This window comes from Pseudoalteromonas sp. TB41 (genome assembly GCF_000497975.1).
In the GTDB taxonomy this organism is placed as follows: Bacteria; Pseudomonadota; Gammaproteobacteria; order Enterobacterales; family Alteromonadaceae; genus Pseudoalteromonas; species Pseudoalteromonas tetraodonis.
The window spans coordinates 1-15,391 of the sequence record NZ_AUTH01000054.1 but is presented as its reverse complement, the minus strand read 5'-3'; the positions used below and the strand labels follow the sequence as shown (position 1 = coordinate 15,391).

Genomic DNA, 15,391 nt, shown 5'->3' with positions numbered 1-15,391 from the left:
TGAATCGCCCCGAGTTCATCGGAGACCAGTTTGTTTAAGTCAGGCCACTTTACCTGACTCGTTTAAATTATCATAGTAGTCTGTTTCATATTGAGCTGGTGAAATATACCCAATTGAAGATAATAAGCGTTGATTATTAAACCAATTGACCCACTCTAACGTTGCGTATTCAACAGCATCAACATTCTTCCACGGGCCATTTCTGCGAATAATCTCTGTTTTAAATAATCCATTTATTGTTTCAGCCAATGCATTGTCATAAGAGTCACCCACACTGCCTACAGACGCTTGAATTCCAGCTTCAGCAAGTCGCTCAGTGTATCGTATAGACAAATATTGGCTGCCTCTGTCGCTGTGGTGAATTAACCCTTCGGGGTTGCCACGATGCCAAATAGCTTGCTCTAACGCATCAAGAATAAGCTCTGTGTGCATTGTCGTTGATACACGCCAACCTACAATGTATCGTGAAAAAACATCTATCACGAAAGCGACATAAACAAACCCACTCCATGTGGCAACATAGGTGATGTCAGCTACCCAAAGTTGATTTGGCTGCTCAGCAGTAAATTGACGATTAACTAAATCAAGTGGCTTATCTTGTTGCTCGTCAGGTATCGTTGTCTTATGTGCTTTACCCCGACGAACACCTTGAATTCCCATAACTCGCATCAATCGTTCGACTGTACAGCGGGCGACTTGATGGTCGTCAAGCTGTAGCTGCTTCCATATTTTTCTTGCACCATAAACTGACATATTATCCTCCCACACTTCGCGAATGAGTATTATCAGCTCAGCATCACGCTTTTTGCGGTTAGACAGTCGCTCAGGCTCTCTTTGTATCTGTTTATGAGAATAATACGTTGATGGTGCAATCGGCAATTCCTTGCAAATTGACTCGACACCGTAATGCTCTCTGCAAGCATCAATAAAATCCACTATTACTTCTGTTTGCGGTCGAGCTCCGCTTGGGCGAAAAAAGCGGCAGCTTGCCTCAGGATATCATTCGTTCGCTTGAGCTCTTTATTCTCGCGCTCTAAGACGGCAAGGCGTTCTTCAGTTGATTGCGTATTAGAAGAGGGTTTAGACGGTTGAGCTTGAGATTTCTTGACCCATGCTCTAAGTGTTTCTGGGGTACATCCCAGTTTATCTGAAATCGATACTAGCGCAGCCCAAAGAGAAGGGTATTCATGCTGTTGTGTGGTAACAAGCCTAATTGCACGTTCACGAAATTCTGATGTATAGCGATTTGATTTTTTCATAGTTCCAGTTTCTCAAGTTATTGAGTCTCTGGCAAACACGGGGCGATTCACAGTGACGTAATCAAGAGCTTTGAGGATCATATCGTCAAAGTCTATTTCACCTTGAGTATGTAAATAATGGTTATAGTTGGCTAATAATGGCTTTAATAGTTTCCAAGTCTGCTGTATCTGCTTTGAATCGTTCTCAAGCGTTATATTTGCTGTTTTATACACACTTATTAATTGACTAAATAAAGTTGCTAATTTGGTTAAATGGCCGCCAGTTTTTATCTCTTTTAGAAGCGCTATATGGTTAGGCTTTGCAGCACTAAATTCAAACTCACTTTTAACGTCATTAAGATTGTTATTTATATAATTTACCAATGCTTTAGCATACTGTGGTTTAGCATTGGCAAGTGATTCTAAACATGCCTCAACCCATTTTATTTTAGCTTTTTCGTTTTCAGCAAGTTTAGATATTTTAGGTGGCTTGCCCTCAACCTCAGTAATAATAGTTAAACCTAAGCTGTGAAAAGTAGCGGTTTTTATAGCCTGCGTATTCAGCTTAGTTTTAATGCGTTCGTCCATTTCACTGGCAGCTTGCTTACCATAGGCGAGTAATAAAATATCGCTGTAATTAGCTTGATTACTTTTAACTAAATAGCCAGCTCGCGCCACCATTACACTGGTTTTACCGGTGCCGGCTCCGGCTAATACGAGGTTATTATCGTCATCAATAATGCATGCCCGCCTTTGCTTTTCAGTAAGTGGGTTTGCTTCAACGTTGTCGAAAAAACCAGCATAACGCTGCAACTGTGTCTGTGTGTATTTATGCTGTAAAAAGCGAGTTAATGAATCGCTCCACTGACTATATTGTTCGAGCAGTTTTATTTGCGTGCTAACAACAGCCAATGCCTCACTCTTTTTTATCCAAGGTAACCAGCGGTTGTATTGTTGTTTAACGCGCTGTTTTATATCTGCCACATAGGATTGACGGAAAAATTGATGATGTGCAAATTGGTTAATATTTTCTAGCAGCTCATTTAATGGTTCAATATTATTATTGACCCATAGCTGATCCGTCTTGGCTTTAAGTATTCGGTGACTGCCATAAGCCCTCATCCACACTCGATACTGCCCAGACTGTGTTGAAAAACGTAGTGTTTGTCCAAGCACCCCATATTCATAACAAATAGGCGAGGTTAAATCGCACCAACTCAGTGTATCTGTGTGCTTTTTGTTGTTAATGACTAAACCTTGTTGATCAATATCAACAGTGCGGTGTGGGGTAAACAGGCGGCCAAATACGCTGGGGGAAATAGAATTCATTTACAGCAGAATTCCTTTATAAAAATGAACCAATTAGCGCTATTTTAAGGGAATAATGTTTATAAGTGTAATAAAAATAAAGATAAATAATGGCGCGGTGCCTGCTACACCATTATTTAGCCGATGCTGGGTTTTTAATAATCTAAAAACAATTTAATTAACGCTTTTTTTTAACCTAACCCGCTTATTGGCGACTGCTACTGAGCCCTAACCTAATGTATCAATAATAATTATTTCACACTCTGTTGTTGCAGTTAGCGTGATAAAATCAGCATGAGTGACCTCAGCACCATCCCCTTTGTTCATGGTAATTACACTGCTTTTGTCATCTACAGTAAATGCACCATCAGATGCAAGTACATAAGCTTGATGATCAATACGCTGAGTGATGGTGGTACCTTTTGCAAGTTTTCCACCATAAATACGTGCTTGTTGATTGATAAATAAGGTGTTACCCGCATCTTCTGCATAACCCGACACTAAAAGCGTAAGCTCGTTAGCTACGTCGGTCGGAAATTTTTTACTTTCCCAACGCGGCGGCACATCTTGTTTATTACTTTGAATCCAAATTTGATAAAAAGTAAGTGGCTCATTGGTACGGTTATACTCAGAATGCACAATGCCTGTGCCTGCACTCATTACCTGCACTTCACCTTGCTCGGTTATGCCTTTATTACCCATACTATCTTGATGAGTAATGGCACCACTGCGTATGAAACTAATAATTTCCATATTTTTGTGTGGATGCGCTCCAAATCCCATTTCAGGTGCAACCCAATCATCATTAACAACGCGTAATGTACCAAAGCCCATACGTGCCGGATTATAGTAATGTGCAAAACTAAAATGATGTTTAGATTTAAGCCAACCGTGATCGGCACTGCCTAAACTATTCTTTGGATAATGATTGATCATGGTCTTTCCTCAAAAAGAATAAACATTAATTAATATGGACGTTCACGGTCGTGTGGAGCATCAAAATGATGCTTTGCACCCAGCGGTACTATTTGTGTTGGATTAATCGTTAAGTGGCTTACATAGTAATGCACCTTTGTGTACTCTAAATCGACTGTTTCTTTAACACCCGGTACTTGGTACAGCTCGTTAACGTAATTGCTAATATGGTGAAACTCGCTTAATTTTTGACGGTTACACTTAAAATGCCCGTGATACACCGCATCAAAGCGAATGAGGGTTGTAAATAAACGCCAATCAGCTTCTGTAATAACATCACCAACGAGATAGCGCTGCTTAGCTAAACGCGCTTCTAGCCAGTCTAAACTATCAAATAGTGCGGTGTAAGCCTCGTTGTAAGCTTCTTGTGTAGTAGCAAAACCGGCTTTATATACGCCATTATTAATGGTGTTATAGACACGGTTATTCACGGCTTCGATTTCTTCACGAAGTGGCTCTGGATAATAATCATCAGTATTGCCAGTGAGCTCATTAAACGCACTATTAAGCATACGAATAATCTCTATTGATTCATTATTTACAATAGTTTGCGTTTTTTTATCCCATAAAATCGGCACAGTAACCCGCCCTTCATAACTAGGATCGGCTTTTAAATACAATTGATAGGCGTAATCTAAGTTATAAAGTGGATCGCCCTGCTCGCCAAATTCCCAGCCGTTTTCCATCATGGGCGCTTCAACAATACTCATAGAAATAATGTCTTCGAGCTGCTTTAATTTACGAAAAATAATCGTTCTGTGCGCCCAAGGGCACGCTAGCGATACATATAAATGATAACGCCCCGCCTCAGGGGTAAATTTGCTTTGTGGCGCTGATGAAATAGTATCCCTAAAACGGCTGTCTTGGCGTACAAATTTACCGTCGCTTTTTTCGGTGTCGTACCATTTATCGACCCATTCACCGTTAACAAGTAATCCCATGTCCGTCTCCTAAGTATGTAGAATGTGCCAACCTTACGCAGATTGGCAGCTTAAAGTTCAATCAGTTATATGATCAGCTTATTGGTTTAATTTGTTATGAATTTTTCCATCAAGGGATAGCTTTCCAGCTCCTTGAATAAATAAGGCCAAGGTAATTGCCAACAACGATAAACCAAACTCGTAACCGTTGTTGCTCATAAATAAGCCGTTATCTATATGTACGGTAAAAATAGCAACCACCATAGTGATAGCCAGTACAAAACTCGCAGGACGCACCAGCAAACCAACGATGAGTAGTAACCCACCAAAAAATTCAGCGCCACCCGCCATTAATGCCATTAAATAGCCCGGTGCTAAGCCAATCGACTCCATCCATTGCCCTGTGCCTTCCAAGCCATAGCCACCAAACCACGCAAACAGTTTTTGTGCCCCATGAGCGCTAAACACTAATCCTGCAATAAGCCTTAATGGTAGTGTTGCAAAAGACTGTTCAGTTTTTGTGATGACAGCTGTGATATTTTTAATCGTCATAATGTTTACCTGTATTGTTTCTGTTGATTATGCAGCTATTGTATAAGTTGAATTAAAATTAAATAACTCCTATTATTTGCTTTATATGTTCAAATATTTTGAACATTTAATATTTGGTATGATGATGAATACACCCCCTATTAGCATAGAAGCTTTACTGGTATTAGACGCCATTGAGCATCGTGGCAGTTATGCAGCCGCTGCAGAACAACTTAATAAAGTGCCATCAGCCCTGTCGTATATTGTTAATAAACTTGAAGAGCAATTAAATGTAACTTTATTTCAGCGCCAAGGTCGGCGAGCAGTTTTAACCCCCGCAGGTAAACATTTACTGAGCGAGGGGCGTAAAGTGCTCAATGCTATAAATAATTTATCGGAGCAAACACAAACCATAGCTAATGGCTGGGAGCCTAGAATACGGATTGCTTGTGACTCAATTATTGACGTAACTAATGTTTTTGCTGCTTTGCAACAATTTTTAATTGAACATAAAAGCATTGAAATTGATGTAAAAGAAGAGGTCATGAGCGGTACATGGGAGGCGTTAATAGAAGACAATGTTGACTTAGTGATTGGTGCACCCGCCCCCGTGCCTGCTCAAAAAGGGATCAGAGCAGTGAAAATAACGGATATTCAAAATGTACTTGTGGTTCACCCAACCCACCCTTTAGCAAAAGAGCAAAAACCCATCAAGCCTAGTGAGCTTGGTCAATACACCACAGTGATAGTTCATGACTCTGCAAAACAAAGTATTCCGTGGTCAGCTAATTTAATCGAAGGTAGTCAACGTTTTTATGTAAGCTCCGTAAAACAAAAAATTACCGCTATTTTATCGGGAATCGGGATTGGTTATTTACCAGTAAACCTTATTGCTGAACATATTAAAGCTAAAAAACTTCATGTTGTGGAGCTCATTGAACCACGTCCTATTCAAGACTTATACCTTGCATGGAAAATAACCAACAAAGGTAAAGGATTAAAAAAATTGACTCAACTTTTAATCGACAATAATTTACAGACATGAAATAAGCCAACTACATAAATGCAAAAGCCCATGCTAACTAAATTAGCATGGGCTTTTTTAATCACTAATAGATGTTATAAAGCAAGATCTTGCTTAGCACGTGTTAAGTTGTGCGACACTAACTCGTTACCTGATATTTGCTGTGCTTCGTAAAAGTCAGATAACGCTGCGGTTTCGTTTTTAGCCATTAAACGGCCAACACCGCGGTTACTTAAAGCAAATGAAGTCAGCTCACGTACTTTAAAGCGCGGGCCTGTACTTTGCTGTAATAATGTAATTGCTTTTGAACAAATTTCTTCAGCTTGGCTGTAGTTTTTTGATTTTACATTTAATGCGCAACTGTTAAATGCAACTTCGAATTCTTGTGGGGCTGTTGCAGCCTCTTCAATAACCATTAACTTGTAGTCACTTTGATCAGCCATTACAGCAGCTGAGCAAGTTAATAAAGAGCCAAGAGCGATGGTTTTGATAAGTGAGCGTTTCATGATTAGTTTCCTATTTGGTTAGTCGTGCTTGTTGCCGACAACTAAACTTTAGAGTGTTTACTTAATCTCGACAAACGATTAAAAACAAACCAATAAGTGAAAAAAACTAACCTATAGACTTTAGTCTAATTAAACTGAGCATATTCGTTTTAATAAAAGCGACAAATAACCGCTCATTTAACTAGGCTGCAAACTCGGCATGATTATTTACTGATTTAAGTAATCAATAACTTCTTCTTGTAAATCAATATATTCATCTTCAGACATATTTAACTTTTTAAGTATAAACGGTTCAAGGCGCTCCCAATCTTTAATTTTTTCATCACGTAAAATACTATTTACTATGCTTTCAGAGAGCTTTAACACACAAAAACAGAGCTGTTGATTAGGATCGGATGTGTCCTCAAGTAAACTTAAATCATGATGGCGTAGAATAAGCTGGCAAATATCTCTTGGTAAATGCCAACTCGATGCTAAGTAATAGCCGATAATGGCATGATTAGCGCCATAAACACGATCTTCAATATCAATTAAACTTTCTTTACTGCTTCTATTTGAACCATGCAGCACATTGACGTAGTCGTCATATTTAATCGCCATCGGAACTATGCCGCAATCATGAAATAAACCGAGAGTGTATAAGTATTCAACTGGAATTTTATTTTTTACTCGCTGCCCAACAATCATGTTTACATTAGCAATTTCAGACGCGTTATCCCAAAAACGCTCTAAACTAATACAACATGTTTTTTGTAAAAACATTTGCTTTAATTTAAGCGCAGGAATAAGTGCTTCTATACCATTCCAACCTAAAAACATGATGGCTTGTTTTATGTCAGCAATGCTTCGCACTAAGCCGTAAGCGGGTGAATTAACAATTTTTAAAATAGCAGACGATATGGCCACATCTTTAGCAACTATATCTGCAGCAGCCATTAAAGACGGCTCATTTTGACGTGCTAATCTATCAAGATCATCTAAAATTTGCGGTTTTGGGGGAATAATAAAGTTTTTGTTTACATCAGATAATACCTGCTCATTAACGACAAACATCGATGTCTAGCCTCCAGCTAAGCTATATGGATTATTTATTTAATTCCATTTGAACTTTTATACTAGAAGTTGATTAGAGATTTATCAATTTGTAGGTGCTGAAATTGGTAGGGTAAAAATAATTTTTAAAACGACAGCAGCACACGCCCAGTATATAGACGTGTGCTTTGAATACTAGCTTATTAGAAGTAATAGCCAATATTAATGTTGAAGCGGCGTTCAGTTTCGCTGCTATCGCCCGCTAATGACCCACCAACAAACGGCATGTTTTTACCATGAACTAAGTCAAAGTATGTAAATAAACCACCTGCAGCGACCGAGAAACCGGTTACGTTCATCCAGGTATCTTTGCTGTTGTCTGATTTGTCGTAAATAGCGCTGTAGTCATTATAAAACTGTAAGTTTGTTACTGCACCCCATTGCACCGGCACACTGTATGCTACGTTTGCACTCGACATAGTTGCTTCCGCTGCCATGCTATCGTAAAACGAGTAAGCGCCTACAGCAATACGGTTTACGTTATCAATATCGTAGTTGTATTCGCCATGTTGTAATTGCAAGTTCCAAGGGCCCATATTACTGTTTAAGTGAAGCGCCCATGCGTTATAGTCACCTGCGCGGTCAACACCATCATGCAAGCCACCAGCAAGCGCTGACACACCAATTTCAGTTTTACCACCCTCATGCTCTATGTGGTAGCCGTAACGACCTGAGAACGTATTATACTCGCCAATTGGATTGGTCGGCTCAGCATAAACACCATCACCGGCTTCTCTAAAACCAACAATATCGTATGAGTAGCGATCGCTGCGGTTATCTACATAACCATCAACACCACCTAATTCATCATTTTTGAAAAAGCCTAAATCAAGCTGCCAGTTATCGGCAATTTTACGCTTAAATAACACCCCTAAATCGTGGTCGTCTTCAAGGCCTACGTAATAGTTAGTGCTGAAAAAGTAGTTATGTGAATTGTAAGGCCAGTTACCAAAAGGAACCTGAGTAATACCTGCTTGAACTTGCCAATCATCAGCAAAATCGTAAGCAGCATAGGCGTATTTAACAGCTGTCATGTAATCAAAAAAACGAATTTCAGCGTTTAATTTTACATCACCAACGTCGCCTGAGAAATTTAAGCGAAAAATATCAAAGTCAAAATCGCCGCCACGATTTTTATTGTCGTCATCATACGAGGTGTGGCTATAGTTGGTTCGAACAGCACCGCCAATTTTAATTCCCTGAGGCTTGTGTTCATGTTTAGCTACTTTAACTTCAGCTATATCTTCTTTCTGTTCAATGGTGCGCTCGATTGTCTTTTCACTTTTTTGCTCTGCTTTTGCAAGTTGCTTTTGCAGCATTTCCACTTGTTTTTGTAAGCTGCTTAATTGCTGCTTTACTTTATCAAGATCTGTATCTGCATGTGCCGGATGTGAAAAAACAACCATAGCCACTGCCAGTGCTAAAGGTTTCATAGGTGTCATAATTTGTCCTTGCTTGCCTTGTTGATGTTATTAACTCGAACTTGGTCAGCGTGAGCTAAGTACCTGCTTGATTTTACATATTGTTTTACAATGATAACGTATTTTTACAACTCTTCAATTACACTTTATGATTTTGCGCAACACACCAGCAACACACACTACTTTTTAGCAGGGTAAGCATGACAATTAATCATCATTTTAATAAATGAAAGCAGCAGCTTGCAAAATTAAAGCTTAAAAAAATAGTAGGATGATCATGTACCTATTTTTAATGTGTTATTATTTAAAAAGCATATTTAAAACAGCCAGTTTGTTGCTACATATATAAATTAAGGACTCTCCAAAAATGAAAAATAACGATACCTTTAACACAATTGCTACGTTAATTTTTAAGCATCTTTATAATAACTTTCCAAGCCCAAGCCAGTTAGATCCTGAACAATTAATTAGCGATGCCTCAGATCATCAAGGTGAGCAAATAAAAGGAACAATTGCGTTTCTTCTTCATGAGGAATATATATTTTCGACGCCCAGCGCCACTTTTTTGCTAACCGAAAAAGGCTTTAGCCACGCTTTGTGCCCTAAATTTTAATCTCACCGTTTAAAAAGCGATACCACAAAAAAAGCCCTAGCAATTAAAGCTAGGGCTTTATAATGATTTTTAACGTTTATTTTTTCTCTTTTTCTAAACGCTTTTTAAGGCTCAATGCCGCATCGGCCGCCAGTAAGCGCATAAATTCAGAGCCGTTATTTTGCTCACCCTGCCCTGCACCTATAACAATTTCAGGCACTAGTCGGCTGTTACCTAAGCTGGTAAATAAAGCCGTTTGAATTTTAACTTCTGCTTTAAGTGTTTCATCAAATACATACTTAGGATCAAGCGCTGCTGATTTTGCGCGTAAACGTGCTTCAGCTAAAACGTCCATACCTAATGCTTCTAAGCGTTGCTGTTTTAAAATTTCTTCTTGCTCTTTTGCAAGCTCCGCTTTAACAGCTACACGTTGCTGGGCAGAAATAATCGCATTCGCTTTTATTCGTTCTGCATCAATTTGCTCTTTAATTTTTAGCTTTTCAGACTCAGCTCTTTGCTTTGCAATCGCTTGTTCGCCTAATGCCACTTCAGTACGTGCTTGTTGCTCTGCCTTTTTAAGGTTTTGTCTTGCAAGAGCTTCATCAGCAGCCGCTTGTTTTTGCGCCTCTAAACGTGCATTTACTTTATTTTCGTAATCAATATCAATAATACTCGCATCAACGACTGTGATCCCGTAAGAGCCTAAAATAGGCGCATTACGTAGCGGATTACCTTCAGCATCCTTCTTTATATTAATAGTAACGCGCTGTTGCTTACTTAAATTACTTAAATCATCTGTTTTATCACGCTCACCGGTACTAATAATTTGCTCAGTAACAAAAATACCATTAGTAAGTTGATCAGAAAAATCTTGGCTTAACTGGCCATTACCACCTGAATAATGTTGCTCCACCGACATCATACGTGCAGACGCTTTTACATTTTCTGTTGTTGCACGCATTAAAAGGTTAGAAATTAGGGTTTCTTGGGAGCCAAATTCTTCATGAATTTTTAATAAACCACGCAAAGCACCCGATTCACTAGCGGGTACGTTGCCAGGTAATCTAAAGCGGGAAACACCGCGTGCCCCACCGGTCGTGGTATCTAAGAATCGAATAGGAATGAGTGGTACAATGGCACTGGCTGTTGCGCTGCTATCGCCGGTAAAGTTAATTGAAATAACTTTTTTATAGGCTGATGTTGTACCAAATGCTTTTAAGTAAGGGCCCGCTTGATTTATTACCGTTAAATTACCGGTAAAAGCTGACTGATGAACTAGCCGTTCATCGGCTTCATTCCATGAAATAACCTGTGAAGTTAATGTTGCAATCACTGCTAACACCACAACAACGGATGTTAGTAAAATCACATTACGACGACCAAAACGTGCCATAAATGAGGTGTTTTTTGCCTCAGCGACTGCTTGTTGCTCGCTATCCATTTTTAGTACTCTCCATGTTTAGTTTCTTTTTAACAAAGTACGTAATTTCTTGTTCGCTTAAATGCGCACAAAAACTACCCGATCGATGCAAATCTATAAATGTTGCAAGGATCTCTTGTTTGCCTTTAATTGTTTTTTCCTGGTTTTCTTGGGTTTGGTTTTTCTCGCTAAGTTGAGCAATAAGATCATCAATGATGGTGTCTTTATCAAATAACACATTATATTCTTTTGACTTTCTTACTCGGCTCTTACGTATATTGCTGTAAATCACATAAAGCGCCACACACAAAATAATAACAAGCGTACTTAACCCAATAATATAAAAAATCATAACGTCTGCTTATATTAATTGAATAATTAACCCCAACAACAAATGTAACGACTAGGTCACAGGTGTTAAGCCGATAATTTTACAGAATAACGACCCAAAGAACAGAATTAATACTTGGCCCTTGTATATTTTTGTAAAAATTAATCAGTGCGATTAAGTAACCTGACTAGCTGGGTGATCACCATTTCTGGCTCATCATTTTGTGGATAGTGGTAACTTTTACTGGTTAGCACTATCTCACCTTGAGGAAAAGCATTAGCCCAGTTTAAATGCAGTTCTCCCCACATTTCACGCCCTTTATCAGTAAAAAATAACACCGATGGATTTTCATATTTTTTAACTGAGGCAATAACCGTCACGGGAATATCTGCTATTTGTGGGTAATCGGGCAAAGGCCGCTTCGACCAAAAGTCTAAATACTGATTCGACATGCCGTTTTTCATATCATCACGTTTTATAGCAGCAATTTCTTTTTCAGCGCGCGGTAAATCAATCTTACGCATAATATCAACATCATGCTCTGAGGCGGGTTCAATTAACATTAACGCTTTAATGTTATCAGGGTAGCTTGCTGCAAATACCCTTGCGATATAAGCACCATAAGAATGCGCCACATAAATCACCGGTTCTTCAATTTTTAACGCTTTAAGTAATAGTAAAGCTTCAGCAGCATACTCCTCAGAGCTATAGTTTTTCTTTATTTGCGCTGAGCCGCCATTGCCAATTCGAGAATAGCGAATTACTTTTGCATGCTTGATAAGCGAGTTATAAATGGGATCCCAATCACTCAGCCCTGCAGAGCCACCCGCCTCGAGTAAAACAGTGTGTTTACCACTACCCGCCATTTCATATTCAATATCAAAGCCATTTACTTTAACTTTTGCAAGCTCCGCAAAGGCACTAGTAGATACAAGAAATGAGTAAATTAGGACAATGTTTATTTTTATTTGCATATGATTAGAGAAAGTTGGTAGTTTACTTAACCCATTGATGAAAGGATTAGAAAAAGGTGAACATTAAATTTGATGGCCACCAATTTTGGTAGCCATCACAAACCTTTTGTGTGTGCCTTTCGGCCAACCCTAAGAGTATATCTCGGGCGGATTCCCACAATGGGAAAGCAGAACTAGGGTGCTATTAAACGACACTACTTCATACTAGGTTCTGGTTAACAGTACATTGATTAGTATGTAGGATTCAACTGTTTTTTCATTAATAAATTCCAGATATCTACTTTATCCCAATTAGAAAACCAGTAACGACTAGTCGAATAATCTATTATTATTTTTAACTCTTTTTCTAAAGACACTATTTCTTTTGGAAGTTTCACTTTTACTCTTGATAGTTTATCTTTAAGTTCAGAATTGCAAATAACACTTTTTAAATAGATGACTTTTCTTTCACAGGTAATGAATGGGCAACTAAGATAATCTAAAAGCATATGTATAAGTTCTGCGGATTTAAAACCTAAGTCCTGCATGATCTTCGTCATATAATCTTCAGCTTGTATCGTCATGGATGGAATATAGTGAGATAACGATTTATTTTTCCCAGCAATATGCATCAAACATATGAAATCAAAATAATTATAATCTTTTAGCCCAATAAGCCTCCTGAAGCTATTATCAGGTAACCTTTCTTGTATATTTTCTGCTATGTATTCAAGAGTCAAAGCTAAATTATAAACTTCAATTTTCATGCCCTCTTGATATTCACGATCCATTTGTAATATTTTTAATTGTAGGTAGTGGGAAAGCTTATCTCGGAAGTAGTGAGAATAAATTAAAGATTTCCTACTAGAAAAGTCATGTAGAGTTATTATCAGCTGACAAAATGAGAAAGAAGTCGAAGTTCTTCTGTCTAGAGAATAGAAATACAAGATAATATCAAAATAAGAAGCAAAATATTCGAAATCACTATTGGTTATCTGTAAAGGTTGAAATTCATACTTATCAATCATCGAATAAACTAGTTTACTAAGTGATTTCTGTATGTAAGCTGTGACATCTAGCAACTCAACATTCACATCTTTTATGACAGACTTTACATCTCGGATGAATTGGGTAACAACATTCTCCCTCTTAATCCTCTTCATAGAGGGTAGCCTAATAAACTTTTCATCGTTGGGCTTAAGTTCTGTGATCTTAATATTAACTGATTTTATTAATTCTCTGACTTTATCAATAGCAATATCTTTAGATGTATAGAAAGGCCTTTCCTGAAAAACTCTCTTACTTTTGTTTATTGATAGCTTGTAATAATAAAGCATATCAATAATTTTTCTTTCGATTATATCTAACTTACTAATATTATTAGCAAATAGGAAGTAATCATCAACATACCTTCTTATCTCGTAATCTACTCCACAGATGATATCGGAGTTTTTCAAGTTAGTTGTCGCATCAAATTAAATTTTATGCCGCCCGCATTGCTTCTTTTTTCTCTGGATTTAAATTTACTTCATTGGTCATTGTCCAATCTCTAGATTTTCCTGACCAACGAATTGGATTCTGCAATTTCGCTATTTCATTTACTCGGTGACGGTTCGCTAGTATCGCTTTATCTAATCCTAAATGACGCTGGTTTGGCGTGACAAATTTAATACCGCTGTGCAAGTGCTCATCGTTGTACCAATCAACAAATCCGTTAACCCACTTCCTTGCACTACCGATGCTTTCAAAGGCTTTTTCAGGGTATTCTGGGCGATACTTTAACGTCTTAAATAGCGATTCAGAATAAGGATTATCATTACTCACTGACGGTCGGCTAAATGAAGGCACAATACCTAACTCCTGCAATGTTGCCAATAACGTTGCCCCTTTCATTGGACTGCCATTATCCGAGTGCAACGTGACTTGATCTGGCTTTACCTGCTCTCGCCTGCAAATATCTACCATTAAATCAGCCGCCAGTGTGCTTAGCTGTGTGTCATGAACCTGCCAACCAACTATTTTTCGACTATAAATATCCATCACTAAATATAAGTATAAAAACTGACCTTTAACCGCTGTTGGCAAATATGTGATATCCCATGTATAAATTTCGTTTACACGTGTTGCCTTGAGCGCTTTTGGTTTTTTTATCTTTTTATTTGGTTTAACTTTTTCTCTGTGTGTTAATAATTTATGTGATTTCATAACACGATAAAACGAGCTTTCTGATGCTATCCACACACCTTTATCTAATAGTTTAGGGACTATCTTGCTGGGTGGTAAATGTCCGTATTCTATTGAATTTACTGTCTTAATAATACGCTGTTGCTCTAATTCAGTTAGCCTGTTAGGTGGTCGCTTTATCGTACTCGTTCGCTTATCTGTCATATCATCAGCTTCAATCCAGCGTTGAATTGTTCTTGCCGTTAGACCAAGTAACTCACATGCTTTTGCTTGCCTTGCCCCTGATTTCTGCGCGTCGGTAATGAGCTTTATCAGTTCATGACGTTCAGTTGAGCTGGTTAATCGTCCTCGTTGAAACCCCAAAGCGCATCCGCTTTTTTTTTGAGTACAAGTAGAGCGGCAGTTTCAGCTAAGGCCTTATCTTTGCGATTCAGTTCTTTTTGCAGTTGCTTTATTTCTTGCTTAAGCTGTTTACTGTCTGACTTTACTGTTTTATTTGAAGGTGGTGTTACTAAATCTTGCTTCCACTGTTTAATATGATGCGGGTAAAGCCCCTTAGCACGGCAATATTCATTAAGAGCTGCTTCATCTAAACTCGCACATTCAATAATGGCATTAAGCCTTTCTTCTAAGCTCCAGTCATGAGGGCGTTTTTCTGTTGTCATGTGACTACCATTATTTTTAGTTTCAAGTTCATGTTTTTTAGCAAGCGTAATCCATCGTTGCAAGGTTGAATAACCGATGCCTAAATCAAACGCAATATCTTCTAGGCGAACATCATCACATTGAGATAATGCTTTTTCAACAGCTTGAACTTTAAATTCTTGTGTAAATCGACGTCTCATTTTATTGCCTCTATTAAAAGTTAGAGGCGACAACTATCCTGACACAGGGGG

Annotated in this window: 15 protein-coding genes and 1 other annotated feature; of the genes, 2 read left to right on the top strand and 13 right to left on the bottom strand. The window is 38.3% G+C overall.

The features are described from left to right. Nucleotides 1-39 precede the first annotated feature (39 nt). From L641_RS0107905 to L641_RS0107880, 5 genes are all read right to left on the bottom strand, one after another. Nucleotides 40-1,259 (bottom strand): IS3 family transposase gene (locus L641_RS0107905; RefSeq protein WP_223230517.1). Its coding sequence is split into 2 segments (ribosomal slippage): nucleotides 40-971 and nucleotides 971-1,259, totalling 1,221 coding nucleotides; the frame shifts between segments, so codons are not numbered across the junction. Continuing rightward, nucleotides 865-981: a sequence feature (AL1L pseudoknot), on the bottom strand. Its footprint overlaps the gene before it by 117 nt. A 12-nt stretch (nucleotides 1,260-1,271) precedes the next feature. After that, a complete protein-coding gene (locus L641_RS0107895) occupies nucleotides 1,272-2,567 on the bottom strand; it encodes a UvrD-helicase domain-containing protein (RefSeq protein WP_024601614.1) in 1,296 nt (431 codons plus the stop codon). 207 nt (nucleotides 2,568-2,774) lie between these two features. Beyond that, on the bottom strand, nucleotides 2,775-3,482 hold the full coding sequence (locus tag L641_RS0107890) for a pirin family protein (RefSeq protein WP_024601613.1): 708 nt from the start codon (nucleotides 3,480-3,482) through the stop codon (nucleotides 2,775-2,777). A gap of 29 nt (nucleotides 3,483-3,511) precedes the next feature. Further along, nucleotides 3,512-4,462 carry a glutathione S-transferase family protein gene (locus L641_RS0107885; protein WP_024601612.1) on the bottom strand — a complete coding sequence of 317 codons (951 nt, stop codon included), beginning with the start codon at nucleotides 4,460-4,462 and terminating at the stop codon, nucleotides 3,512-3,514. Between the two features lie 78 nt (nucleotides 4,463-4,540). Then, nucleotides 4,541-4,993 carry a DoxX family protein gene (locus tag L641_RS0107880; RefSeq protein ID WP_024601611.1) on the bottom strand — a complete coding sequence of 151 codons (453 nt, stop codon included), beginning with the start codon at nucleotides 4,991-4,993 and terminating at the stop codon, nucleotides 4,541-4,543. A 124-nt stretch (nucleotides 4,994-5,117) separates the two neighbouring features. Here L641_RS0107880 and L641_RS0107875 point away from each other — a divergent pair, with 124 nt between their 5' ends. Next, nucleotides 5,118-6,017, top strand: a complete 900-nt coding sequence (locus tag L641_RS0107875; protein WP_024601610.1) for a LysR substrate-binding domain-containing protein — start codon at nucleotides 5,118-5,120, stop codon at nucleotides 6,015-6,017. 74 nt (nucleotides 6,018-6,091) lie between these two features. On the opposite strand, the gene L641_RS0107870 is transcribed toward L641_RS0107875, so the two are convergent. From L641_RS0107870 to L641_RS0107860, 3 genes are all read right to left on the bottom strand, one after another. Next, entirely contained in the window at nucleotides 6,092-6,502 is a 411-nt protein-coding gene (locus L641_RS0107870) for a hypothetical protein (protein ID WP_013465125.1), read from the bottom strand. 207 nt (nucleotides 6,503-6,709) lie between these two features. After that, nucleotides 6,710-7,555 (bottom strand): HDOD domain-containing protein, encoded by an 846-nt coding sequence (locus L641_RS0107865; RefSeq protein ID WP_024601609.1) that lies wholly within the window; start codon nucleotides 7,553-7,555, stop codon nucleotides 6,710-6,712. A gap of 182 nt (nucleotides 7,556-7,737) precedes the next feature. Further along, complete coding sequence (locus L641_RS0107860; protein WP_013465127.1) at nucleotides 7,738-9,036, bottom strand: porin; 1,299 nt, start codon at nucleotides 9,034-9,036, stop codon at nucleotides 7,738-7,740. Between the two features lie 346 nt (nucleotides 9,037-9,382). Here L641_RS0107860 and L641_RS0107855 point away from each other — a divergent pair, with 346 nt between their 5' ends. Further along, on the top strand, nucleotides 9,383-9,628 hold the full coding sequence (locus tag L641_RS0107855; protein ID WP_013465128.1) for a hypothetical protein: 246 nt from the start codon (nucleotides 9,383-9,385) through the stop codon (nucleotides 9,626-9,628). Nucleotides 9,629-9,704: 76 nt separating this feature from the next. Here L641_RS0107855 and L641_RS0107850 read toward each other — a convergent pair whose 3' ends face one another. From L641_RS0107850 to L641_RS0107830, 5 genes are all read right to left on the bottom strand, one after another. Continuing rightward, on the bottom strand, nucleotides 9,705-11,048 hold the full coding sequence (locus L641_RS0107850) for an SPFH domain-containing protein (RefSeq protein WP_024601608.1): 1,344 nt from the start codon (nucleotides 11,046-11,048) through the stop codon (nucleotides 9,705-9,707). Next, entirely contained in the window at nucleotides 11,041-11,379 is a 339-nt protein-coding gene (locus L641_RS0107845) for a hypothetical protein (protein ID WP_024601607.1), read from the bottom strand. The genes L641_RS0107850 and L641_RS0107845 overlap by 8 nt, the downstream gene beginning before the upstream one ends. Nucleotides 11,380-11,519: 140 nt before the next feature. After that, a complete protein-coding gene (locus L641_RS0107840; protein ID WP_024601606.1) occupies nucleotides 11,520-12,332 on the bottom strand; it encodes an alpha/beta hydrolase in 813 nt (270 codons plus the stop codon). Nucleotides 12,333-12,562: 230 nt separating this feature from the next. Beyond that, complete coding sequence (locus tag L641_RS0107835) at nucleotides 12,563-13,768, bottom strand: hypothetical protein (protein ID WP_024601605.1); 1,206 nt, start codon at nucleotides 13,766-13,768, stop codon at nucleotides 12,563-12,565. 25 nt (nucleotides 13,769-13,793) lie between these two features. After that, a protein-coding gene (locus tag L641_RS0107830) for an IS3 family transposase (RefSeq protein WP_139016074.1) occupies nucleotides 13,794-15,340 on the bottom strand; the annotation gives its coding sequence in 2 pieces (ribosomal slippage) (nucleotides 13,794-14,860 and nucleotides 14,860-15,340; 1,548 coding nt in all). Between the last annotated feature and the right edge of the window lie 51 nt (nucleotides 15,341-15,391).

Excerpts from the sequence above, each read along its gene's own strand:
- L641_RS0107880 (WP_024601611.1), bottom strand. The coding sequence starts at position 4,993 with ATGACGATTAAAAATATCACAGCTGTCATCACAAAAACTGAACAGTCT.
- L641_RS0107885 (WP_024601612.1), bottom strand. The coding sequence starts at position 4,462 with ATGGGATTACTTGTTAACGGTGAATGGGTCGATAAATGGTACGACACC.
- L641_RS0107875 (WP_024601610.1), top strand. The coding sequence starts at position 5,118 with ATGAATACACCCCCTATTAGCATAGAAGCTTTACTGGTATTAGACGCC.
- L641_RS0107890 (WP_024601613.1), bottom strand. The coding sequence starts at position 3,482 with ATGATCAATCATTATCCAAAGAATAGTTTAGGCAGTGCCGATCACGGT.
- L641_RS0107860 (WP_013465127.1), bottom strand. The coding sequence starts at position 9,036 with ATGACACCTATGAAACCTTTAGCACTGGCAGTGGCTATGGTTGTTTTT.
- L641_RS0107840 (WP_024601606.1), bottom strand. The coding sequence starts at position 12,332 with ATGCAAATAAAAATAAACATTGTCCTAATTTACTCATTTCTTGTATCT.
- L641_RS0107895 (WP_024601614.1), bottom strand. The coding sequence starts at position 2,567 with ATGAATTCTATTTCCCCCAGCGTATTTGGCCGCCTGTTTACCCCACAC.
- L641_RS0107850 (WP_024601608.1), bottom strand. The coding sequence starts at position 11,048 with ATGGATAGCGAGCAACAAGCAGTCGCTGAGGCAAAAAACACCTCATTT.
- L641_RS0107870 (WP_013465125.1), bottom strand. The coding sequence starts at position 6,502 with ATGAAACGCTCACTTATCAAAACCATCGCTCTTGGCTCTTTATTAACT.
- L641_RS0107865 (WP_024601609.1), bottom strand. The coding sequence starts at position 7,555 with ATGTTTGTCGTTAATGAGCAGGTATTATCTGATGTAAACAAAAACTTT.
- L641_RS0107855 (WP_013465128.1), top strand. The coding sequence starts at position 9,383 with ATGAAAAATAACGATACCTTTAACACAATTGCTACGTTAATTTTTAAG.
- L641_RS0107845 (WP_024601607.1), bottom strand. The coding sequence starts at position 11,379 with ATGATTTTTTATATTATTGGGTTAAGTACGCTTGTTATTATTTTGTGT.